The 23895-nt window shown below is 49.3% G+C and carries 22 protein-coding genes; 9 read left to right on the top strand and 13 right to left on the bottom strand.

The features are described from left to right. The first annotated feature begins 370 nt into the window (after positions 1 to 370). Genes McpCs1_RS01980 through McpCs1_RS01965 form a run of 4 tightly spaced genes read left to right on the top strand, consistent with a single transcriptional unit; the run spans position 371 to position 3920 of the window. Complete coding sequence (locus McpCs1_RS01980) at positions 371 to 832, top strand: GNAT family N-acetyltransferase (protein WP_338095567.1); 462 nt, start codon at positions 371 to 373, stop codon at positions 830 to 832. Further along, positions 819 to 1730 (top strand): DUF2156 domain-containing protein, encoded by a 912-nt coding sequence (locus tag McpCs1_RS01975; RefSeq protein ID WP_338095566.1) that lies wholly within the window; start codon positions 819 to 821, stop codon positions 1728 to 1730. Before McpCs1_RS01980 ends, McpCs1_RS01975 begins: the two co-directional genes overlap by 14 nt. 56 nt (positions 1731 to 1786) lie before the next feature. After that, a complete protein-coding gene (locus McpCs1_RS01970; RefSeq protein ID WP_338095565.1) occupies positions 1787 to 2740 on the top strand; it encodes a methyltransferase domain-containing protein in 954 nt (317 codons plus the stop codon). Between the two features lie 46 nt (positions 2741 to 2786). After that, positions 2787 to 3920 carry a hypothetical protein gene (locus McpCs1_RS01965; RefSeq protein WP_338095564.1) on the top strand — a complete coding sequence of 378 codons (1134 nt, stop codon included), beginning with the start codon at positions 2787 to 2789 and terminating at the stop codon, positions 3918 to 3920. A 543-nt stretch (positions 3921 to 4463) separates the two neighbouring features. Here the strand turns inward: McpCs1_RS01965 and McpCs1_RS01960 are convergent. Then, positions 4464 to 5429, bottom strand: a complete 966-nt coding sequence (locus McpCs1_RS01960; protein WP_338095563.1) for an EF-Tu/IF-2/RF-3 family GTPase — start codon at positions 5427 to 5429, stop codon at positions 4464 to 4466. A 281-nt stretch (positions 5430 to 5710) separates the two neighbouring features. Here McpCs1_RS01960 and McpCs1_RS01955 point away from each other — a divergent pair, with 281 nt between their 5' ends. Continuing rightward, the gene (locus tag McpCs1_RS01955) at positions 5711 to 6388 is read left to right on the top strand and encodes a 2,5-diamino-6-(ribosylamino)-4(3H)-pyrimidinone 5'-phosphate reductase (RefSeq protein WP_338095562.1); all 678 of its coding nucleotides are present in this window, start codon (positions 5711 to 5713) and stop codon (positions 6386 to 6388) included. A gap of 14 nt (positions 6389 to 6402) precedes the next feature. Here the strand turns inward: McpCs1_RS01955 and McpCs1_RS01950 are convergent, their stop codons facing one another. The 5 genes from McpCs1_RS01950 to uvrB all read right to left on the bottom strand — a co-directional run bounded on the left by McpCs1_RS01950 (position 6403) and on the right by uvrB (position 12856). Next, the gene (locus McpCs1_RS01950) at positions 6403 to 6876 is read right to left on the bottom strand and encodes a hypothetical protein (protein ID WP_338095561.1); all 474 of its coding nucleotides are present in this window, start codon (positions 6874 to 6876) and stop codon (positions 6403 to 6405) included. Between the two features lie 78 nt (positions 6877 to 6954). Beyond that, entirely contained in the window at positions 6955 to 7671 is a 717-nt protein-coding gene (locus tag McpCs1_RS01945) for a DUF4013 domain-containing protein (RefSeq protein WP_338095560.1), read from the bottom strand. A gap of 302 nt (positions 7672 to 7973) precedes the next feature. Further along, complete coding sequence (locus tag McpCs1_RS01940; protein ID WP_338095559.1) at positions 7974 to 8831, bottom strand: DUF4013 domain-containing protein; 858 nt, start codon at positions 8829 to 8831, stop codon at positions 7974 to 7976. Between the two features lie 222 nt (positions 8832 to 9053). Continuing rightward, the gene (gene purH, locus McpCs1_RS01935) at positions 9054 to 10547 is read right to left on the bottom strand and encodes a bifunctional phosphoribosylaminoimidazolecarboxamide formyltransferase/IMP cyclohydrolase (protein WP_338095558.1); all 1494 of its coding nucleotides are present in this window, start codon (positions 10545 to 10547) and stop codon (positions 9054 to 9056) included. Positions 10548 to 10921: 374 nt separating this feature from the next. Continuing rightward, entirely contained in the window at positions 10922 to 12856 is a 1935-nt protein-coding gene (gene uvrB, locus McpCs1_RS01930) for an excinuclease ABC subunit UvrB (protein WP_338095557.1), read from the bottom strand. Positions 12857 to 12960: 104 nt separating this feature from the next. Between uvrB and McpCs1_RS01925 the strand changes: the two genes are divergently transcribed. After that, positions 12961 to 13143, top strand: a complete 183-nt coding sequence (locus McpCs1_RS01925; protein ID WP_338095556.1) for a hypothetical protein — start codon at positions 12961 to 12963, stop codon at positions 13141 to 13143. Positions 13144 to 13348: 205 nt separating this feature from the next. Here the strand turns inward: McpCs1_RS01925 and McpCs1_RS01920 are convergent, their stop codons facing one another. The 5 genes from McpCs1_RS01920 to McpCs1_RS01900 all read right to left on the bottom strand — a co-directional run bounded on the left by McpCs1_RS01920 (position 13349) and on the right by McpCs1_RS01900 (position 16193). Then, positions 13349 to 14701: a lectin like domain-containing protein gene (locus tag McpCs1_RS01920; RefSeq protein WP_338095555.1), complete on the bottom strand. Its 1353-nt coding sequence runs from the start codon at positions 14699 to 14701 to the stop codon at positions 13349 to 13351. After that, positions 14698 to 14919, bottom strand: coding sequence for a helix-turn-helix transcriptional regulator (locus McpCs1_RS01915; RefSeq protein ID WP_338095554.1), 222 nt, complete (start codon positions 14917 to 14919; stop codon positions 14698 to 14700). The genes McpCs1_RS01920 and McpCs1_RS01915 overlap by 4 nt, the downstream gene beginning before the upstream one ends. 104 nt (positions 14920 to 15023) lie before the next feature. After that, the gene (locus McpCs1_RS01910) at positions 15024 to 15470 is read right to left on the bottom strand and encodes a hypothetical protein (RefSeq protein WP_338095553.1); all 447 of its coding nucleotides are present in this window, start codon (positions 15468 to 15470) and stop codon (positions 15024 to 15026) included. A gap of 6 nt (positions 15471 to 15476) precedes the next feature. Further along, positions 15477 to 15866, bottom strand: a complete 390-nt coding sequence (locus tag McpCs1_RS01905) for a hypothetical protein (protein ID WP_338095552.1) — start codon at positions 15864 to 15866, stop codon at positions 15477 to 15479. A gap of 108 nt (positions 15867 to 15974) precedes the next feature. Continuing rightward, entirely contained in the window at positions 15975 to 16193 is a 219-nt protein-coding gene (locus tag McpCs1_RS01900) for a hypothetical protein (RefSeq protein WP_338095551.1), read from the bottom strand. A 52-nt stretch (positions 16194 to 16245) separates the two neighbouring features. On the opposite strand from McpCs1_RS01900, the gene McpCs1_RS01895 reads away from it, so the two are divergent. From McpCs1_RS01895 to McpCs1_RS01885, 3 genes are all read left to right on the top strand, one after another. Next, complete coding sequence (locus McpCs1_RS01895; protein ID WP_338095550.1) at positions 16246 to 18303, top strand: monovalent cation:proton antiporter family protein; 2058 nt, start codon at positions 16246 to 16248, stop codon at positions 18301 to 18303. A gap of 861 nt (positions 18304 to 19164) precedes the next feature. Beyond that, positions 19165 to 20235, top strand: a complete 1071-nt coding sequence (locus McpCs1_RS01890; protein ID WP_338095549.1) for an MBL fold metallo-hydrolase — start codon at positions 19165 to 19167, stop codon at positions 20233 to 20235. 100 nt (positions 20236 to 20335) lie between these two features. Then, positions 20336 to 21019, top strand: coding sequence for an HAD family hydrolase (locus tag McpCs1_RS01885; protein WP_338095548.1), 684 nt, complete (start codon positions 20336 to 20338; stop codon positions 21017 to 21019). A 172-nt stretch (positions 21020 to 21191) separates the two neighbouring features. Here the strand turns inward: McpCs1_RS01885 and McpCs1_RS01880 are convergent, their stop codons facing one another. After that, a complete protein-coding gene (locus tag McpCs1_RS01880) occupies positions 21192 to 21914 on the bottom strand; it encodes an HFX_2341 family transcriptional regulator domain-containing protein (protein WP_338095547.1) in 723 nt (240 codons plus the stop codon). A gap of 110 nt (positions 21915 to 22024) precedes the next feature. After that, positions 22025 to 23722 carry an AMP-binding protein gene (locus McpCs1_RS01875; RefSeq protein WP_338095546.1) on the bottom strand — a complete coding sequence of 566 codons (1698 nt, stop codon included), beginning with the start codon at positions 23720 to 23722 and terminating at the stop codon, positions 22025 to 22027. Positions 23723 to 23895 lie beyond the last annotated feature (173 nt).

The following is a 23895-nucleotide window of genomic DNA, read 5'->3' as shown; positions in this document are numbered from 1 at the left end:
CAAACTACCGCACACGTTTTTTCGTGTCGGTTCGCGTTTCGTTCTCCACTTAAACAGCCTTAATACATACGCATGAAGCGTATTTATACTCTTCGAGACTGCACGAGGTTCGAGAGTTTTGAAGCTCATTTACCTCAGCGCAGGTCGCGCTGTTTGCGAGGTAACATCATACGTTCTTGAGAGATATAAACCCTCCGAACTGCTGGATGCCACCAATCAGACGAAAAAGCTCGCTTGATTTCTCACAAAACACACGAGTGACTGTGAGCTAACAACATAGGATGAGGCAGGATATAAAGACAGCGAAACGGATTTTTTTGTCCCGAACAGTCACCCTCATAACACTCAGAAGCCAACCTAATAAAAACTCATGGACATTGAGGGAGAAAACAGACAAAATCAACAGGAAATCAGATACCTGATGATCAGAAGCTGGCAGGCAAAAGAGATCATCGACCTCTACCGGGCAGGCGGATGGTGGGACATGGGCTGGAACTCAGAAAGCCTCGCGCCCCTCATTCGCGGCAGCTTCCTCTTTATCGTCGCACTCGATACCAGAACCGGCAACGCCATAGGCATGGGAAGAATCATCGCCGACAGCTCATCCGACGGATACATACAAGACCTCGTCGTCCTGCCCGGCTACCGAAACCTGGGCATCGGATCACAAATTGCAAAAATTCTGCGCAGCCTCGGACAAGCCCTCGGCCTCTCATGGCTCGGCCTCATCGCAGCACCCGAAGCCGAAAGCATCTACAAACGCGCAGGATTTACTCCCATGGAACGCTACACTCCCATGAACCTTGAACAGGGAAATCATGACACTCAGTGAAACAGACTACCAACCGATCACCCTCAAAGATAAACCAACCTTCGACAAGATCTTTGCACAATACCCGCAGCTCCACTCAGAGTACTCGTTCATGAACATGGTCTGCTGGGAACACTATGCCCCGTACTCATTCACTGTTCAAGACGGAAGACTTCTCACTGCCTGCACGGTCGAAGGCGAAACCACCTACCGCGCACCTGTGGGGGCGCCATCCCCCGAACTCTTCGAAGAAGTCCTCGCACTCGCAAAAGAGTGCGGCGGAAAGATGGCCATGGACTTCTATAATGAAGCAGACGTCCGCTATCTCAAAGAAGTCCACCCTGAAACACCGGTCTACACCAACAGAGGATTTTCCGAATACTACTACCGGACCAGTGAACTCGCTGAACTCAAAGGAAGAAAATATCTCAACATCCGCGGCCAAATCAACAGATTCAACGCAGAGTACACCCACACAACCAAACGAATCACCACTGAGGACCTGCCTGAAGTCAGAGACATGATTGAAGCATGGAGCATCTCAAAACACTGCGAAGCAAACCTGATCATGAAAGAGGAACTGACCGCAGTGTTGTTTGCGCTCGAACACTGGGAAGAGCTTGGCTGTCAGGGACTTATGATCAGAATCCCGCCCGAAGGAGACATCGCAGCTATTTCTGTCTGGGAAAACTTCAACCCGACAACAGCGCTCGTACATTTTGAAAAAGGGTTCGTGAAGTACAAAGGCATCTATAAGATCATCAATCAGGAGACCGCGAAATGTTTGCAAGGCAAATACGAATGGATCAACAGAGAGTCTGACATGGATGTTCCGGGACTTCGCGAGGCAAAGATGCGCTACCATCCCGACCACTGCGCAAAAGCATGGTATATCAAAAAGAAGGAAATTGTGCTGTAAAAATTTCTGAGACTTCCCACAGTTATTAGTAACCCGACGGCATATCTATAGGACGGATGAACCTGCTGTTTGAACTCTCCGGAGAGAACACCTCTCTGGCTATCGCGGAAATTGCCTGCGTCGGAACTGTGACGCGAACGGCGACCGGTACTGCGATTGCCGAGGTCGAGCATCCGGAGACGACAACACGACTCGCACAGACCCATGTAGTCATGGAGCTGATTGGCGAATGCGACGGGACAAGCAGTGCTTTACAGGAGCTGTTAACACAGCTGAATATTACTGCCGACCGACCCTTTGCCTGCAGAGTCAGAAAGATTCATCCTTCCACCGTAGATGCGTCCCAGCTTGAGCTGGAACGCATGATGGGAAAGAGCATACACGGAACCGTGTGCCTCAGCAATCCTGAGGTCGAATATCGTGCGCTCTTTACCGATAACCGGTGTTTCCTCGGCAAGGTTCTCTACACCATTGACCGGGGATCTTATGCCTACCGTAATCCGCAGAGACGGGCCTTCTTCCATCCGGGAGTTATGATGCCCCTGATGGCAAGAACAATGGTGAACCTGACGCATGTTATGCCGGGAGAACTGTTGTGCGATCCGTTCTGCGGCACGGGAGGCATGCTGCTTGAGACTGAACTGATGGGTGTTGTATCCATCGGCAGTGATTATGATCCCGAGATGCTTGACGGATGCAGGAGTAATCTGCCCAACGGCGCGTATGTTCGTGCGGATGCAACGAGGATGCCATATCCTGACGGCTGCTTTGATGCGGTCGCTACCGATTTACCTTACGGCCAGTCAACTACGATTGGAGCGGATTCGCTGGACACGCTGTATGTGGAGTCCCTGCGGGAAATCCGCCGCATCTTAAAGAAGGGCGGACGAGCGGTTATTGTAACCCACCGTGATATACGCGGTCTGACGAATGGTCTGTTTGAGGTTTCGGGATATTATGAGCAGAGAGTGCACAAGAGTCTGACACGCAGGATTCTGGTGCTCTGCTAAGTTTGTTTGATGTGATAGATACGAAGTTAGTGAAGGAGGGGCAGCTGTGCTCCAGTGGATAGGCGAACAGTTTGATCGGTATCGTCCAGATCGGGCGGTTGCAGTGCGGGCTATGCGGCATATGCGGGCAGCGGAACGGAAGAATCTGTTTTCCGAAGATATTATGCTGATGCGAACAGCTGAGGGCTACTGGTTTGAGTCGCTGATTTATGAGCAGCTGATTCGGATCGCGTCCCAGACGAATACGATTAAGAAAATTGTCCGCAAAGGCGCTGATGTTCCGAAACACAAGTCAAAGATTATGCTTGGGACGAACGGTCTCTACTCTGCGGAGAAAGGCGATATCCGCGTGCGAGGGAACGGGCAGGATCTGGCTGAAGTTGATCTGCTGTTGTTTGATAATGAGAATCAGGCGACGTTCTGCGAGATTGTGACGTCTCCTGCGGATCTGAAGGATCTTGAGGCTGAGATTATTTACAAGAAGCATCTGTTCGGCTATATATTCAAGCAGGAGCATGTGGGGTTCATCCTGTTTTCTTCGGTGGATATCTCAAATACGCAGGTGGTGCGGCGGTTAGTCGCTGACCCCGACAATTTGTATGTGGGTACGAAGCCGTGCGAGGTGATGAAGTCAGTGCTTCGTCCGCTGCGGCTGACGACGCTTCCAACACAGCCGGTGAAGAATCCGAAGCTGGTGTCCTGCGAGTCGCTGAGGACGCAAGGGTTTGATTATAAGAAACTGCATGATGATGCGCTGACGCGTTTGTATTTTGCGATGGATCATAAGTTTTCGAGCGAGCAGTATTTTGCGGATCCGTGTGTGTCGCCGCTGGTGAAGAAGGTGATCTGCGGAGGGCTGTATCCGTCTGCGCTGAAAGGGCTGGTGTCTGAGTATGGTCTGCGGGTGAAGTCTGATGTTCTGGATTTTACGAAGCTTTCAGAGAACTATTCAAAGGTGATTCTTGCGGTGGATTATCCTGAGATGTCGCCGGTGATTTATCTGAAGCCGCGTAAGCAGCGGACATATTTTAAGATGATTCCGGTGAAAACAGGCGGGTTTAAGTATGAACGGCCGACGCCGTCGCGGGTCGGGTTCTATTTGTGGCTTGAGGTGACGAAGCCGACGCTGGGGATTGAGCGAACGAGGGATATTCTGAAGTACTGCGAGAGCATGAAGTGAAGGGGTTTTCCCTCATCTTTTTTTGGAGAGGAGTTACGTGGTGTGATTTTTTTAAACACGAACCACACGAAAAATCACGAATAATTTACCTCACGAAATATTTCGAAAAACACGAAATCTGCTCTTGGATGCAGATGCAATTACTGGATGCCTCGTAAAATCTGAAAATAAAAACGATGATCAGAAAGTGTTTCTGCTGGAATCAATCAACAATCTCCGCGTTAAAATTCCTATTTCGTGTTTTTCGTATTATTTTGTGAGTTTATATTTTGCGTTTTTTCGTGTGGTTCGTGTTTAAAAAAATCACACCGAAAAACCTCTGCTGAAAAAAGTTTGTCGTTTGTCGTTTGTCGACTCTAAAAAAAATGATATCAGTCATCAGCCTTGATCAGACTGATATACTGTATCCTGCAGTCATGTTGTATATATATGGAACTCATCAGATAAATACTACTCAACGCGGGCGAAAAACAACAGAAAAAAAATATTGCGGGTAACCTCACCACCAAAATTATTTCCGACAAACGACAAACGACAAAAAAATCAGGGAAGGATAATTGTTCCCATAATCCGCAGCTTTCCGCCGTCCAGATAATGCAGAACTGCCTTATCTCCCGGCTTATACACAACCGGAGTCTCCAGTTCAATGGTAAGTTTCGGGTTATGCCAGTCTGAACCGTTCTCAACGGCAACCACACGGGCAGAAAGGAACTGCATCCAGTGACCGACTGAAACAACCATCTGATCCTTCACTGCCGCAGGCCAGTACTTCACGAGATGTGCCTGGCCGGTGATGCTTGTTGAGCTCTTCACCGCAGGATCAGTCGTCAGAACAAAACCCCGGTCAAGGTCATCAGACTCAATATCCTTCAACGCACAGCCCACACGGTCGCCCGCACATCCCCAGGTAAAGTCATCATCATGCTTCTGCACGGAACGGATTTGTGCGGTTTTTCCGGTTGGTTCGACCCGCATTTTGTCATGCTTCTTGATCCAGCCGTCCACAACACAGCCGAGAATAACTGTTCCGATCCCACGCACATTGAAGTGGTGATCGATGGGGACCGAACCCACAGCGCCGTCTTTTGGCTCTGACTCGGGCTGGGCAGCTGCCTTTGCAAGAAGATTTGCAGAAAGCGTGATAAAATCCTCCTCGCAGACCTCGTAGCCTTCAAGAACGGTTCCCTTGATCAGCGGGGCAATATCAGACGGCTGGATGTAATTTTTGAGGATAATCGTTCCCTTTGCAACGCTGGCACAGTCCAGAATCAAAACCCACTCGGCAAACATCGGGGTGATGGCATCCACCACTACAATAGCCTCGTGAGCCATCGAGACCACATAAAACAGCGGAGCAAGCCGGTCAGGATACCGAGTCGGCTCAAGCAGCGTGACTGTGTCATGTCCCTTCTTCAGATTGTAAAAAGTAATATCTGTACTTGTTCCCTTTTTCCCGATATCGCGGGCATATCCGTTGGGAGCAAGAACTGCAACCGTGAGATTTGGCATATCCCTAACTATTCGCAGTAGGAGAGGTTAATGCTTCCGAGATTTTGAAACGCGAATATCGCGAATAAAAAAATCGCCAATGGCGATTTTTCAAAAAAAATAATCTACATATCTCTGAATGGAGAAAGTAGTCTAAAAATAAGTAACTTAGTACTTTTCTTAAAATCGCCATTGGCGATTTTTCATTCGCACTATTCGTGCTATTCGCGTTTCAAAATCTCATCCTGCCCATTCACCACTAACCTGCAACGTATATATTCCAACAACACAAAGGGACATACATGCGTCCTTACGTCATCATCAACGCTGCAATGAGTGCTGATGGAAAAATATCCACCAAAGAACACCGGCAGACAAAAATCTCCGGAGACCAGGACTTTGCCCGCGTCGACAGACTGCGGGCGGACTGCGATGCCGTCATGGTAGGAATTGGCACCATACTTGCCGACGACTCCTCGCTTCGTCTCAAAAATCCTGACCTCATCGCAGAACGGGCATCGCAGGGACGCGAAGAACAGCCGATGAGAATTGTCATCGACAGCCAGGCAAAAATGCCGACCGATGGAGACATGTTCAAAAAAGGAACCGGAAGGCGGGTCATCTTTGTCTCAGACAAGGCACTAGAGGAAAAAGTTGTGGCCCTTGCAAAACAGGCAACCGTTATTCGGGCAGGGCGGGAACAGGTTGACCTCGAAGTCGTCCTCGACAAACTCGGCGAGATGGGCGTACAAAAACTCATGGTCGAGGGAGGTGCAACACTTCTCTGGTCATTCACCAGCCAGAGACTTTTTGATGAAATACGCATCTATGTCGGGGCACTCATCATCGGCGGAATGGACGCACCCACCCTCGTTGACGGAACAGGCTTCACCCGAGCCGAAGGATTTCCCCGCCTCACTCTCAAAAACGTCGAGAGGATTGATGACGGCCTGCTCATAACCTGGGCAAAAAAAGAATAAAATATTTTTTTTACTTACCCTCTCGGCTTGAACGTGTAAAGTTTATCGCTCACTACGACAACCTCACCTGAGTAGTAGTATGCCACAATCTTCACACGATCGCTGATGGACGGCGTTGACGAACCCACGAACACCAGTTCAGTACCTACTCTTGGCTCCTTACCAAACTGCTGCGTGATAACTGCATTGTCATCAGCACGATAGAGGGTCACCTCAATTTTGCTGACCTGATTCGTTCCCTTGCCGCCGGAGTACGTCGCCGTAATCTCCGGTTTGATCGAGTCACGGCCAACCTGCACAACTACCTCTTTGCCGTCAGGGAAAGTACCAGCTGGTCCCGGAGTAAGACTGAAGTCAGGATTGGTGGTTGAAGTCGGCGTTGTGGTCGGAGTGCCGGTAGCCGGAGGATTGTCGGTACCGACACATCCTGCAGCAAGAACCAGAGCAGCAAGCAACAGAACACACATAGTCACAAGTTTGTAGTTCATACTCTAAAATCGCTTCAGGAACAATTATAGTTTTTGCCCTGAGTAAAAGAAAAAAAAATATTTTTGGATTTAGTATTCTTACGCAGACTCGTAGAGCTGAGCGAAGTACTTTGCCTGCCAGATCATCATGAACGGCATGAAGACCAGCATCAGAATCAGACCGATGATAATAAGGGACAGCAGGATGAAGATGAAGAAAATCACTGCAAAGATGATCATCAGAACAATCCATGACAGGATGTAATGGAGCCATCCGATCTTGCCGACGATCTTAAAGATCTCGCCAAACTCGAATGCTGCACCGAACTTCTCCTCCTTTGCGAACCGAACAATTGCCATGGTTGCAAGAATACCAAAGATGATAGCGACAATGAAAGTTACAATAATGCCGACAATTCCAATACCCGCGGTGAGTCCGCTGATGGTATCCATTGCATTTGCCGGATTAAAGGACGTCATGCTGGTCATGAATGCTGCAGCTCCGAAAATAACTGCGAGAATGATCGGGACGATCATGTAGATGATTCCAATGATAGTTGCGAGGATACCATCGATAAACATCTTGACATAATTGTCGAGCTTGGGCTCGCCACCGCGGTAAACACGAATAATAAATCCGGTAAGCAGCACTCCTGCAAGAAGTGAGATTACCCATCCGACGATAGGAATAGCTCCTCCGACCATAATGATAAGGGTCAGAACGATAAGAATGATCCAGTCAACCCATTTGCCGACCAGACGGTTTTTGGCAAACTCAAAAGATTTGCCGAGATTATCTCCAATACCAATAGACATAGATATCCACCTCTTTTGTGGTTATAGAGAGATTCACTTATGTCTATTTATAATTACCTCTCCACTCGTAAGAAGGCCGGAGTTTTTCAAGTATTTTGCGAATCTCACGGATATTCTTCGAGATTAAATATATTCGAAACATAGTTCGCGTTTTGACGAACAATTCACAGGAATTGCAAAATGCCCGACAGATTACAGACATTTTACCAAACAGAAGAAAACTCGTCCTGAGTCACGTGGAGAAGAGAGCGCGGATTATCAACAAAAACTTCAGAAAAAAAAATTGGAGAAGTTGTCCTGCATCAGGGGGACGCAGGTTCAACTTCCTGGGATGTCGTTGCCGACTCGTACAGCTGGGAGAAGAACTTTGCTTCCCAGATCATCAGGAACGGCATGATGGCAACCAGTAAACCCCATCCGACCAGGGGGATCAGGATAAGGATGAAGTAAATTACCATAATCACAATGCCGACAACGATGATGTTTGCCAGATATGTCAGCCAGCCGATCGTGCCGATGATGTTCAGTATTTCCTTTATCTGGAATGCTGCGCCGAACTTCTGTGCCTTGGCAAATCTGACGACTGCCATGAGATAGAACAGCATGGTTATAATCATGACAACGATTTCAATGATCATAGCTGCAATGACATATGCAAGGTTCATCATGGGGCCGAAATTCAGCAGGACCGAGATGATGATGTAGGGGATGAAGTAGACGAGACAGATGATCGATGCAAGCAGTCCGTCAAGGAACATGCCTCCATAGGAGCCGAGCGTAAGTTCGCCGCCGCGGTAAACGCGAATCTGAACTCCGGTCATGAGAATGCCAAATACCAGAGCAAGAATCAGGCCGAGGCCAATGAATCCGACGGAGAAAATACCTGTCATGGCAAACGCAGATGTCATCGAGGAGGAGATCGGGTCTGCCATCATCATCGGGTCTGCCATCATCATCGAGTCTGCCGACATCATCGGAAGACCATAATACGAGCTCATTGCTGACATAATCAGACCGAATATGCCGGACGCAACAAGAAGGCCGCCTGTCAGGACCATCAGACTGATGAAGATCAAAATCAGCCAGTCAACAAAGGACGTGAGCGCCTTGTTGGTAAAATCATAAGAACTGCGAAGGTTCTCTACAATGCCAATAACCATTTTTTTTCATTCACCTCTTTCGTAGGTACTGAATTATTCGCATCTATGTTATATACAAATTATGGATAAGGCGTTTTTCTCGCAGAATCTCGAAGGGTTTTCGATTTTATGGGCAGAAGTCTTTCGAGTAAAAAATTATTTTTTGGAGATTTTTGTGGATGAACTCGCTTGAAGTGACCACCTACAAAAAATCCCGCAAACAATGAAATAAATGAAAAAAAATTAGTGCCGGAAGTGGCGGGTTCCGGTAAACACCACCGCAACACCAAGTTCGTCTGCCTTGGCAATAACCTCGGCATCACGGATCGATCCACCCGGCTGAATGAGTGCGGTCGCGCCCGCAGCCGCCGCAACCTCAAGGGTATCGGCAAACGGCAGGAAGGCATCGGATGCGATGACGGTGCCTTTCATCGTTCTGCCAAACTCGGCAGCCTTGATCACCGCAAGCTTTGCCGAGTCCACGCGGCTCATCTGGCCGACGCCGAGGCCGACGGTTTCGGTCGCGTTCGCGTAAATGATGGCGTTGCTCTTCGCATGCTTGACAACCTTCCATGCAAGTTTCAGTGCGGCAACCTCTTCAGCGGTTGGCGCACGCTTTGACACAACGTCCCATCCTTCCTCATGGGCCGGAGTTCGCTGCACAAGAATGCCGCCGTCAATCGTTCGAACTTCATCAGCCGGAACTTCGGACGGGAGAAGCAGGAGACGCATGTTCTCCTTTCTCTTCATGATCTCGCGTGCCTCGTCTGTAAAGGAGGGGGCAATCAACACCTCAACAAAGGTGGAACAGATCTCTTCGGCAACATCTTTGCCGACCTGGCTGTTCATCGCAACGACCGAGCCGTAGGCGGAAACCGGATCCACATCGCGTGCCTTCAGGTAGGATGCAAGCTGGGTTGTGCCGAGAGCTACCCCGCACGGGTTGTTGTGTTTTACAATAACGGTTGCCGGCGACGGAAGTTCGCGGCAGAGACTGACCGCCGCATGCACGTCGAGATAGTTGTTGTAGGACATCTCCTTGCCCTGCAAAGCAATCTGTCCTGCGATGCCTGATGTTCCGTAGACTGCTGCCTTCTGGTGCGGGTTTTCTCCGTAGCGCAGCGGGCGGCCGTTGGCAAACTGAAGGGTGAGGGTGGTCGGGAAGTCGCGGTTAAGGCTGTTCAGATAGTTGGAGATGGCTCCGTCATAGGCAGCGGTCCGCGTAAGCGCCTTTGCGGCAAGCCCGAGTCTCTGCTCATGAGTGAACCCTTTGCCGCTCACGGCCTCGATGACCATCGGGTAATCACTCGGGTCCACCACAACGGCAACGTCCTTGAAGTTTTTGGAGGCCGCACGAATCATTGCAGGTCCGCCGATGTCGACGAACTCAATCAGTTCATCGAGCGGCAGATTCTTTTGAGACATCTCCTCAAACGGATATAAGTTGACGCAGAGAATGTCGATGCCTTCGATGCCGTGGGCCTTCATGATGTCGTCGTCTGTTCCGCGCCTGCCCAGAAGGCCGCCGTGAACCTTTGGGTGCAGTGTCTTGACGCGGCCGTCCATCATCTCGGGAAAACCGGTGTACTCGGACACGTCTGTGACCGGAATGCCTGCGTCACGAAGCGTCTTTGCGGTTCCGCCGGAACTGAGAATGCCGATATTTTTTGCTGCCAGGGCTTTGGCAAGATCAAGAATGCCGGTCTTGTCCCAGACCGACAGGAGTGCACGAGTCATATCAAAAGTATATGGTCGGGAGAAGGTATTAATGAGATTGGGTCGGGGGTTTTCTCGTGAGGGTTGAAAAATGATTTCCGTTTTTTGGGTTCTCTGTAGGTGGTCTCGTTTGGAGTAACCACGGAGCACACGGAAATTTTACGGAGCTTCACGGAATGCACGGAGAATGCCTGCGGCGCCGGATTCGCATACCTTCGGCCTGCTCACCGCTTCGCGGGAATGCACGGAATAATTTCCGAAATAATTTATTCTCTCAAAATATGAAAAAATAGATTCCGTGCATTCCCGCGAAGCGGTGAGCAGGCCGAAGGCATGCGATACGTGGTTGCCCCAAGCGGGACCAAGGACAAAGATTCTCACAAAGTCAGAAAGTATCACAACCCGTTCCGCAGCTCCTTGACCCTGTCGCGAAGTGCAATTGCTTTCTCAAAGTCAAGACCTGCGGCGGCTGCCTTCATCTCAGCCTCAAGCTCGATGATGAGATTTGGAATCTCCGACTTCGGCAGATGTTTGACATCCGTAATGTCAACCTCCTTCTCGCGGACCGGTTTTTTGATCGTTTTTGGCACAATGTCATGCTCGGCATTGAACGCAATCTGCATCTCGCGTCTGCGGGCGGTTTCTGACATCGCAACACGCATGGAATCGGTCATGCGGTCAGCATACAAAACCACCCGCGACTCGGCATTGCGTGCCGCACGGCCGATGATCTGAATCAGACTCCGCGAATCACGCAGGAACCCTTCCTTATCAGCGTCAAGAATTCCGATAAATCCAACCTCGGGAATATCAAGACCCTCACGAAGCAGATTGATACCCACCAGCACATCAAACAGACCAAGCCGCAGCTGACGGATAAGCTCGGTCCGCTCAAGCGACTGAATCTCAGAGTGAAGATACCGAGTCTTAATCCCCTGCTGCGCAAGATACTCGGTCAGCTCCTCGGCAAGCTTCTTCGTCAGCGTCGTAACAAGCGCACGGTCGCCTCTCGCGATCACCGCCTGAATTTCTCTGATGATGTCATCAGTCTGACCTTTAATGGGCCGCACCTCGACAACTGGATCCACAAGGCCGGTCGGCCTGATGATCTGCTCGACCACATCGCCCGAGTGGGACAACTCGTACTCGCCCGGCGTTGCCGAGACAAAGATCACCTGACGCATATACTTCTCAAACTCATCAAACTTCAGAGGACGGTTGTCAAATGCGCTCGGCAACCGGAACCCGTACTCAACCAGCGACATTTTTCTTGAGTGATCGCCGTTGTACATTCCCCGGACCTGCGGCAGCGACTGATGGCTCTCATCAATCACCAGCAGAAAATCATCAGGGAAGTAATCAAGCAGACAGAACGGTTTCTCGCCTGCGGCTCGTCCATCGAAGTGACGGGAGTAGTTCTCGATGCCTTTGCAGGAGCCGGTCTCTTCAATCATCTCAATATCGTACTGCGTCCGCTGACGCAGACGGTGAGCAGAGAGATCGTCGAGCTTTCCTTCTGCGAGAACTTCGTCAAGTTCAGATCGAATGGATGCAAGGCTTCGCTGCCGCTCAGACTCGGGCGTGACGAAGTGGCGCGCCGGATAGACGTAGAAGTACTCAAGCCGCTCTTTTTCCTTGCCGGTATTTTTATCCACCTCAGAGATCCGTTCGATCTCATCACCGAACAGTTCGATTCTGATGATGTCGTTGAAGTAACCGGGAATGACATCGATCGTATCCCCTTTCACGCGGAATCGGCCGGGCATCAGTTCAAGATCATTTCTCTCGAACAAAATACTGATGAGTTTTTCGAGAATTTCGGTCCTGCCGATCTTCTGACCGGTGCGGAGTTCAAACCCGAGATTTTTGAAGTTTTCAGGGTTACCCAGACCATAGATGCAGGAGACCGAAGCCACTATTATAGTATCTCTGTGGGAGAGCAAAGACGCGGTCGCCGCAAGCCGCATCATCTCGATTTTCGGGTTGATTTGTGCATCCTTTTCGATGTACTGATCTTTTTTGGCGATGTAGGACTCGGGCTGGTAGTAGTCATAGTAGGAGATGAAGTACTCGACATGATTGTTCGGGAAAAATTCCTTGAACTCATTGTAAAGTTGGGCAGCGAGGGTTTTGTTGTGGGCAAGCACCAAGGTCGGCCTCTGCACGTTGGCGACAACATTTGCGATGGTGAAGGTTTTTCCAGAACCCGTCACGCCAAGCAGTGTCTGATACTGTTCGCCGTCCAGAATTCCATCGGTGAGTTCGGCGATTGCTTCCGGCTGCGAGCCACGGGGAGCAAAGGGGGAGGAGATCTCAAACATGCCAGCCATTTGTAGTAGTAATCTTGGTGTGAGGTGCTATTAGTGTGTGGGAATGCGGCATCAGGGGGTCGGTATCTCCACATCTATATACTATTCAGACGAACACCACTTCTATGACACAGGAACTTGACAGCGACGCAATTTCTCATGAACTCAAACGGCTGGAAGGGATGATCCTTATTCTGGAGAAGGAGAATCTGGAGCTTCGTGAACGGGTATCTGATCTTGAACTCCAGACCGGGCAGCTGACCGAGCGCCTGCTTCGAAGCGGCGGCTGTTCATCCTGCGGTATATGAGCTTTGTGAAACGCGAATAGCGCGAATCGCATGCCTTCGGCCTGCTCACCGCTTCGCGGAATAGCGCGAATAAAAAATCGCCAATGGCGATTTTTGAAAAAAATTACCAATATTTTTCTGAGAGCATAGATTAATCTGAAAATAAGTTATTTAATAACTTCTTAAAAATCGCCTTTGGCGATTTTTTATTCGCGTTCTTCGCGTTTCATCGCGTGCCAGCGTCGGTGGTGAACGCCTTGATCCTCACGTTCACATCGCCGTGCGCACCAATATCGGTCCACGCTCTTTCATCCTCATCAAACAAATAACTCTGGTTTTCTTCGGACACCGAGGTTGAGATAAATATCTGATGACGCTGGGTGAGATCCAGCGGCAGGGAAAGCCCTGGATTTTCAAAAAAGTCCGAAGTGCCGGAGGGCGCATGAAGCGTGACGGTGACGGCAAAGGATTCGTTCGGGTGCAGGAAAAGCGGACGGGGAAGCGTAATCGTATGATACCCGGGAATTTTCGCAGTTCCGCTCACCACTCTTTTGAGAGCGCTGCCTTGTTTGATTCCATTGGTTGAGACAAAAATCTCATACGAGACATTTTTGTTGAAGGTGAAAAACGAGACCGCACGAAGGGACTCATATCCTTTCGCAGTAAAGCGGTTCGCGGCAGAGATTGTTATCTCGTAGCTGTCGTTTGAAACAACCGGCATTGATGTCGGCAGAATGCCGCCGTCATACTGATAGTTGTGATCGAACGTTTCGGCAGGGACGACATCATAAAACACAGCGTTGTCAAGCGAGGTGTCATAGTACGAGACCCAGAAAAATCCGTTGTCCCCAAACTCCTGCCCCCAGCTGTTCTTCATCAGCCATGCTCCGTCTCCCGGAGGAAGTTCGGTAAAATTATTTTTGGAAAAGTTGTCATCCCATCCGACCAGCCCGACGGTGTGGGAACTTTCCGTGCGATCAAAGCAGTAGTAAGCGAAGGTGTCGTTGCGGTAGTAGGAGTCGTTTGAGTAGAGGCCAACAGATGCTGCTCCGGTTTTCATCAGCATGCGTTTGATCGCGTCCGGTTCGCTGAACTTGAGCCATGAGGAGTTCACGAGATAGTATGAGTCCTCGGCATGCGCAAGCGAGGGGTCAAGGGCCGAAAGATTTTGAGAAACAGATTCGTTCACAAACCCGAACCATGATGCGAGAGCAAACGTTGCGAACAGTTCGTTGCCTCCTGCTTCCAGATAGGATTTGTCATCAGAGAGACTGATGAAGTCGCCGCGAAGTCCTTCGAGCCCCTTTTGGGCACTGACATCGTCGCGGCTGTAGGCAAAGTAGGCGAGGTGCAGCTCCGAGAGGTCAAGAGAGTCCGCATCTGCAAGACCTTTTGAGATGATGTTTGACTCGGCGGCGTTCACCACACCAAACGCCCAGCAGGTGTTGGTATCTCCCTGCGACTTTGCAGGAGTCACGGCATCTGCATCACGCAGGTCAAAGGACGCGGGGAGTGCCCCGGCAGCCGAAGACATGATGATGCAAACGAGAAGAACGAGATATATGAGACGACGGATCATTTTTTCACCGGTTCCGGCTCATCATCTGCTGAGAAGATGAACACCTCTTCGATCGGGAGATCAAAGATGCATGCAATTTTGTGGGCAAGCAGGACTGAAGGATTATACTGCCCTTTTTCCAGAGAGATAATTGTCCGGGAGGATACCAAGACCGCATCGGCCAGCTCCTGCTGGGTCATGCTGCGTGTGGCACGCAGCTCCCGGATTCTGTTATCCATGATATATCCTAATTATTTTGGCAGTGAGGAACATAGCCTTGCCGTCCTTCCAACTTTTGGAAACGTACCTGACAGGTTTTCGCAGTTTTCAATCTTCACCGAGATTACACCTTTCGTTCAAAGTATGCATGAGCAATCAGGTAAACCGCCATCAGAACAACAAACAAACCCAACAGAAGTACCCGCACCGCAGAAACTACCGCGTAAGAAACATCTCCTGCGAGGATATCAAGAATCGGTCCGGCATTGAGCGCGGCAAACAGCAGTATTATTGCTGCAATCTCCTGCGCAGCCCAGGATGATTTCATGACAATAAGCAGCTCGCGATCGTCGAGTTTGGGGAACACCAGATTTCCGGAAGAGTCAGTTCTGTTTCTGTGGTTTTTCAGAACATATGCTACCGCAGCAACTCCCATCCCGAGAAACAGAATGGATGTGTAGGGAAACTGGGCAGTATCGTCTGCAAGCGAGAGAAGCAGACTCAAGGCCCCGCAGGCAAGAAAACCTGCGGCAAGAACGGTGTAGCGTTCAAGATAGTAAAGAGATGTCATAATATCTCACACCTTTGCATAGTAGTAATGAATGACAAACACGATCAGAGCGCCAACAGAAAGAACCATCAGAAACAAAAACATTCTGGACACATTTTCAACAATCACCATGTCGCTGACTCCGAGAAATATCTCACAGATGTACTGCACATAGACGATACAGAGGAAAAGGAGTCCAAGAACTACATAAAATGCAGATGACGCTCCCTTTTCCTGCACGCGAAGCCAGCGTTCATCCTGATACGGCTTATCATCAACCTTCATCTCAGCAGGATCACGCCGGTATCGAAAGAGGCATCCGAGAATAAAACATCCTCCGACAACAACACCAATAATTCCATAGGTTACGCCGCTCAACGCGGGGCCGGGCGGAACATTCGGAGAGAGAGACTCCAACAACAGCCCTAAAATTCCGCAGAACAAAAAAAATATGAAAATCATACACAGGGAAAACAGTCGCTTAGTAATCTTCATGATCCTCTGAAAGAATATATGAAGTTTATTTCATATGAAGTTTTCTTCACCAAAAAATATTGAAAAATCATTCGGCCAAAAATCATCAGAAACAAAAGCAATTTTTTTCAAGGCATCTCTGTCTACAGAGAGTTTTTTACTGATTACTTGCATAAAAAGTTCCACCAAAACATCATCTCCGGGAAGCATCCTTGGTAATGACAGAATACTCAACACAGAACATACCAAAGGCATGCCTGTTTTGTGCATTCTCTCATTAAAAAGTGAAAAAATGTCCCTGAAAATAGTGGAGGATTAACAGGTGGACGCACAATCAGAACTAATTATGTCGGTGGTGGTAGTACTCGCGTGCGCCATTGCCGTTCTTTTCGTAGGCAGACGCCTGCGTATGCCGTTTATTATCGGCTATTTCATTACCGGTATCATCGTAGGTCCTGCGGGCCTTGGTCTGGTCACCGAAGAACAGGTATCACTCTTAGCTGAACTTGGTGTTATCCTCCTGATGTTCACCATCGGTCTTGAGATGTCATTGAAGAGCCTTCTCTCAATGAAAAAGATCGTGCTGGTAGGAGGTACCCTCCAGCTGGTGCTCACCACGGCAGCCGTCTGGGCCGTCATGGTCTCGGTCGGATTTGACTCGAACGTCGCAATATTTATAGGATTCTTAGTTGCGCACTCATCAACCGCCGTTATCATGAACCTGTACCAGAACAGCGGCGAGGTTGACACAAAACATGGAAGAATTGCGCTTGGCCTGCTTATCTTCCAGGATTTAAACGTCATCCCCATGATGCTGATGGTTCCACTCCTTGCCGGAACTTCAGACACAGATTTGGTTGGTTCCCTCCTGAACTTCGGTATGGGTATGGTTATCCTCGCAATCGTTCTCGTTGGAGCCATCTTCCTTGTGCCAAAATTCCTGACAAGAGTTGCCTTAACCCGGAGCAAGGAACTCTTCATCATTTCAATCGTTGCCATCTGTTTCGGTATCGCCTGGCTGATGTCCTTAAACGGTGTCTCTCTTGCGCTTGGTGCATTCCTCGCAGGAATTGCAATCTCTGAATCCGATTACAGCCACGAAGTTATCGGACAGATTCTGCCGTTCCGTGACCTCCTGACAAGTTTCTTCTTTGTCTCGATCGGTATGATGCTGAACCTGCAGTACGTCATGGAACACCTTGTGCTGATCATTGTGCTTGCGGTTGTTCTGATGTTTGGAAAGACACTCATCAACATCGTGAGTGTGAGAGCAATTGGTATAACTGGAGCTGCAGCGATTCTCTCGGCAATCGGCCTTTCGCAAATTGGTGAGTTCTCATTCATTTTGGGATCCACCGGTCTGTCGTCAGGCATTTTAACGCAGGATGTCTATCAGGTATTCCTTGCGATCACCATTGTGACCATGGCGATTACGCCGTTCGCGGTGAATGCAGGTCCTGCGATTGCAAAAAGGCTGGTCAGGCCAAAGGTACCGGGAGGAAACATTTTCGAGGAGGAAGAGGAGGCAGAAAATTGCGAGATCAAACCCAAGGAGCATGTGATTGTGGTGGGATATGGTCTTGCAGGGCAGTATGTGTCGAAAGCTCTGAAACGGGTGGAGATTCCCTACCTTATTCTTGAGCTGAACGCCGAGACGGTAAACCGCGAGAAGAAACGCGGCGAAAGAATTGTCTACGGCGACGCAACACGTGACTCAATCCTTGAATATGCAGGCGTGATGAAGGCGCGTTCGATTGTTATCACGATTCCTGACATGGAAGCAATCAAGGCAATTGTTACAACTGTTCGCAGAATGAATCCGCACATCAACATCATCACAAGGTCCAGGTTTATTTCCGAGACTCAGGAACTTTACCGTCTGGGTGCTGACGAAGTGATTGTGGATGAGCGTGAGGCGGCTCTGCAGATCTTCCGCAGAATTCTTGCGAACGAACAGGTTCCGCAGCAGGACCAGGATCAGTACGTGAAGCAGATCAGAAATGATCTCTATGATCAGTACATCGATGTGGGAAGTGCGCATGATGAGAAAACAGAAAAGTCGGGCAGCTGGTTTGATGCGATTCATCTGCGTGCGATACGGACTGAGGAAAAGGACTCAACAAACCGCAACTCAATTGAGCAGATCAGAGTTGGAGACAACTGTGAAATTGCCGGAATGAGGCTGTCTGATGTTCATCTGCGGGCAAACCACGGCATATCAGTTATCGCGGTGCGGCGCAGCGAGGACACGGATGCGGTTGTGGCACCTGACGGAAACACGGTGCTTGAAGCAGGCGATACGGCAGTTGTTATCGGTGACCGGAAAGCAATCACAGATATTCTTCCGATGTTTACGGAAAAGACAGAAAAGGAGGAATAACTTTTTTTTGCGGATGGGTGTGGCCATCCGCAGGTTTGTATTTTATTGATTCAGACTGTTTTGGGTGTGTGTGGTGTGGTTGTGCTGTCTGAATTATTGAAGAGAGTATGAGTGTTTGGATTGGCCGGTTTTATGGTGGTAACGTTGTCAGGCCGGCATCTGGATTGTAACTGGCTGGGTTTTTTTAATTGAGACTTTTTGCATCACCATCCTTTTGATTTTTAGGGGACAACTCCTTCAGAGTTGATTACTAATAGTAAGTCATAATAATATATAATGTTTTTGAATACCCGTTGTGATGAGTTTCAGGACTCTGAGATGATTTGAATTATGGAAAAAGTGAGATGTAAGATAAATCGAGAAAATCGGAGAGAATTATACGTTGGTTTGTGCGAGTCTGACGTTAAGTGAATTCAGTCATGAAAAGAGGCATCCTTTACCGATGGTGATTGTGAATAACCCATGCATTCGCGAATTAGAATAATTTTTTTCAGAATGCCTCACTCGTGATTATTTGAAACACGAACCACACGAAACAACGCGAAAAAAAAATCATAATGAAAAATATTCACAGCATCAAATTTTTTTTCAGCTACGAAATATTTCCTACTGCATCGCAAAGAAGCTCATCACTACCCCAATCACCGTGAAATATTTTGATCACATCACAGCACGAACACAAAAATACCAACAAAAATGAGTGCCAACCAAAAATAAATACAAACAATCACATCACAATAAACCTCATATTGATATACGTAAAAGTTACCGCGGACACAAACAAAGCCATCACGACACCCCTCAGAACCGCAGAAAAACGTGTAAAACATATTATTGAAAAAGACCAATACTACTCAAACAATGACTCCGTCAAACGAGACTCAGGGAAAAAAATCACCCTACATTGACGAAACGTTTCAGCAGCGGATTCGCCCCTACATATCCATACTGAATGACAGAGAGGCAGAAGCCTACTTCAAAGAAACAGAAGCAGCGGTCGAACAACTGGTGGAACTTGGAAAAGATCCAAAAGAAGCCATGCAGATCATGGAAAACATCGGTCTCTACCTCTCGGCAAATACCGGAGAAAACTTCACCGCCGATTATCAGAAAATTTCACTCGGGAGAGATCGCGAGCTTTGGTCCATACAACTCCCAGGAGGGGGAAACGTCAACCTCTTCAGAACACCGGATGGAGACATGGTTCTTGACACCGGATACGGCTGTAGTTATCATGACGTTGAAACAATGCTGAAAACTCTCGGCATCGAAGGTTTTGCAGGCGTCAAAAAAGTTGTCTGCACGCACGCAGACGCTGATCACTGCGGAGCCGCAGGATTTTTGCCGGTAAAACCAATCATGCATCCGGTAACAAAACAGATCCTTGATGCAGGAACGCGGGGATTTGGATCCGAGACCCAGCACAAAGAACTGGAGCGCTCCTACACCACCACCATCAACACCTTCTCCCAAATGAATGTCCCGGACTCAGTTGAACTCTGCAGCACAGAGCCAAAGAAAATGCACGGACTCTTTCCCGTGATCGATGAACTTGAGTTCGGCGGGATGCATTTTGAAATCTGGGAAAGCCTTGGCGGCCACATCGCAGGACAAATATTTCTCTACGAAAAGGACGTTGGTCTTCTCTTCACCAGCGATGCACTGATCAACCTTGCCACCATGACCAAAGCCCGCAGAGACTACTGCTCCATCGCAGACTATCTCGTCACCAGCGTCAACGTCAACAGCACCATTGCCAGAACCGAACGCCACGAACTCATGCGCATCGCAAAAGAACTCGACGACGAACTCAAGACGAAAGGAAAAAAACTCCTGATCTGCTGCGGTCACGGCGCAGTCTCCATGCTTGATGACGCAGGAAACATGGTTGCCGCATGCGAAATAGAACACTATGCCGCAAACGCGAAGTAAACTGACCGGCAGTTTATTTCCCGGCACCATTTTTTTCCTGACCGGAACTGCCGGGACCGGCATGCCTAAGTAGGTCCGTGAAAAACATCTAATCAGCAAAATGCAAAAGACCCTCCTTGAACCTGCCTACTCAGCCGTCCTTTTCGACATGGACAACACACTCTTCGACTTCGTTGCCGCAATGAAGCGCGGAGCAGCAGCAGCAGCAGGCGCGGTAGGGTTTGGCACAGGAGATCAGCTGTTCTCCTATTACCTTCGCTGGAAGTACCATATCGAAGATCATGCAAACCTGCAGGACTTCATGATGGACAACCAGAGATTCAGCGTCGACGGATACCTTACCGCAGTCAAAGCATTTGAAGATGCAAAGTTCACCGGACTTGCACCTTACCCAGGAATCCCCGACCTTCTCTCAGCACTCAAAAACAAAGGATACCGGCTCGGCATCGTAACCGACGCCTATGAGTATGCCGCGGTCGAGCGGCTCAAACATACCGGCCTTGACTCCTTCTTCGACGTCATCGTCGCCTATGATCTCACCGGCTACAAAAAACCGCATCACGCACCGTTTGAGTACGCCATGAGTCTGCTCGACATCATGCCGCATGAGACCATGTATGTCGGAGACTCAATCCGCCGCGACATCGAACCGGCAAAAGCACTCGGGCTTGCCGCAGTTTATGCAGCCTACGGTGACCGAAACTTCTACGAACAAAACCATACCTGTCCTCCGCGGGTAATTGTAGCGCGAAGTCCTGACGAGATAGGAAAAGTACTTCTTTAATAGAACTTACGCGGTGTAATTTCTGAAACGCGAATAGCGCGAATAAAAAAATCGCCAATGATGATTTTAGGGATTATCAAAATTATTTTTTGAACATATCTATCCATTTAGAAATGCATAGAAATTATTTATTCGCGCTATTCGCCACTGCGTAACTCTTCTCTAAAAAAGATTAGTCATCCTGCGGTATATCGCCGCGGGAGATAACCTGGGCAAACATCTGGCCCAGACAGGTCAGACGAATGGCAATATTTCTGCCGTACTTGGTTTTCACGATGAACCCGCCGGACTCAAGCTTGGAGAGATGGTGGGAAAGTCTGCTTCTTTCGCTGCGGAACCGTTTCGAGTTCTTATCAATATCAGGGAACATCAGGTAAATCAGCGAATCAAGCGACTCCACACCATCGCCGATACGAGAGATTAACAGCTGTTGTTCTGCGCCCGGGTATCCGATCGGCAGAACCGGGATCTCAACAATCTCCAGTGCCCCAACGAGTGTGCCATCATCGCTGTAGTTTGGCAGAGCTGAAACAACCCGTGCCCTGCTCATGCTTGCGGCAATGTATGCACTCATCGAAAGCGGCTGAAGAGCAGAGGCGACGTTGAGTAAAACATCGTTGCCGAGCGTGCGCTCACTGTTGATGATGGAAAGAATCTGGTTTGCAGCCTCCATGACCGACGACTTGTTCACTTCCACCACGGACACCGGCCAGAAGATTCCAAGATCACGGGACAAAGATTTTGCAGTTTTTTGCACCAGAGCCTCACCGGAGAATTTTGGGTCACTTCCGGTTACCAGAACGATGCGGGAAAAACCCACTTCGCGTAGGAGAGCGATCGACCCCATAAGGAAGTCGCGCTCTGGCCCGACAAATACTACATGTGTTGTTGGCATTTTTTGTTCCTGTTCATATTTGAATTGATTATTATATTATGTTGTTGGGTGTAGCGAATAACCTCAACATTCGTCAGAAATTTAATTAATTGGAAAAAAAAAGAAGTGAGTTATGCTGTTTTAATTTTCGCAACTTCTTCGAGGCCGAGTTCCGGAATAGAGATCTTCTGCATCTCGCCTTTCTGAATTTTGCCGGTGACGGTCATCGGGAACGAGTCAACGAACTTGTAGTATCTGGGGATTTTCTGGCGGGCGATGCGGCCGTTACAGTAGTCACGAATCTCGTTTTCGGTAAGGGTCTGTCCTGGTTCAACCTTGACCCATGCCATCAGCTCTTCGCCGTACTTTTCGTCAGGAACACCGATGACATAGACGTCGGAGATCTTTTTGTGCAGGTGCAGGAACTCTTCGATCTCTCGGGGATAGAGATTTTCTCCGCCGCGGATCACCATCTCCTTTAACCTCCCCACCATTTTGACATAGCCTTCTGCGTCCATCGTTCCAAGGTCGCCTGAGTGCAGCCATCCGTTGCGGTCGATCACCTGAGCGGTCGCCGACGGATTGTTGTAGTAGCACTTCATCTTCATGTAGCCACGGGCACAGATCTCTCCGGTCTCTCCGAGCGGTACGATGCGTCCGGTCTTCGGGTCCTTGATGATGAGTTCGGTGTGGGGGAAGACGCGGCCAACGGTTGTAACACGGCGCTCAAGACTGTCGTCGGTGGTGGACATGGTGATGCCGGGGGACGTCTCGGTAAGGCCGTAGACGATGACGATCTCTTTCATGTTCATCTTGTTGCTGACCTCCCGCATCCGCTCGATCGGGCAGGGAGAACCTGCCATGATGCCGGTGCGGAGACTGGAGAAGTCATAGCGTGAGAAGTTCGGGTGCTCAAGCTCAGCAATGAACATGGTGGGAACGCCGTGCAGGGCAGTGCACTGTTCGTCCTGCACCGCTTTCATGACGGCTTCGGGATCAAAGGAGGGCGACGGAATCACCATGGTGGTGCCGTGCGTCACACATGCCATGTTGGAGAGGACCATGCCGAAGCAGTGGTAGAAGGGCACCGGAATGCAGAGCTTGTCCTTTTCGGTGAACTTCATGCCGTCACCAATGATCATGCCGTTGTTGAGCACAGAGTGATGGGATAAGACAACACCTTTCGGATAGCCGGTGGTGCCGCTGGTGTACTGGATGTTTAAAGGATCATCGAACTCGACCGAGTCCTCGCGGTCGGAGAGTTCCTGATCCGAGATCTGTCTGCCTGCTTCGAGCATTTCGCTCCAGCGGTACATGCCGTTGTAGGGAATCTCTCCCATGAAGACGATGTTTCTGAGGTACGGGAACTTTTCAGATCTCAGTCTCCCTGGCTTTGACTCAAATGCCTCGGGGCATGCTTCATAGAACATGCCGACATAGTCTGAGGTCTTGAACCGTCCCTGTAAGATCAGGGTGTCGACCTCGGACTGTTTTAAGGAGTACTCCAGTTCAAACGTCCGGTATGCAGGGTTGATGTTGACCATGACGGCACCGATTTTTGCGGTGGCGTACTGCACGAGAATCCACTCTGCATAGTTCATGGCCCAGATGGCGACACGCATGCCGTGTTCGATGCCAAGCATCATGAGGCCTTTGGCTACGTCATCAACAGCGCTTAGAAACTCCGCCCATGTGTAGCGAAGGTTCTGTTCAACGGAGACGAGAGCGTCAGTGCTCGGGTACTTCGCTGCAATGCTGTTCAGGATTTGTCCAACGGTTTGTCCAAGAAGCGGCTTCATGGACACGCCGCATGCGTAGCTTTCGGGCATATTCCATAAATGTTGGGGTTTGAAATATAAAAAGAGTGGGCGGTGGGTGTATGATTCTGCTTCGCAGAAAACACTGAACACACGGAGCACCACGGAAAAACATCACGGAGCAGACGTGAACATCACGGAATCAAAAAAATAATTTTTTTCTGTTGGCATGCCATGAAAATATT

The sequence above is a fragment of the Methanorbis rubei genome, assembly GCF_032714495.1.
Classification (GTDB): domain Archaea; phylum Halobacteriota; class Methanomicrobia; order Methanomicrobiales; family Methanocorpusculaceae; genus Methanocorpusculum; species Methanocorpusculum rubei.
This window is presented reverse-complemented; position numbering and strand designations above follow the sequence as displayed.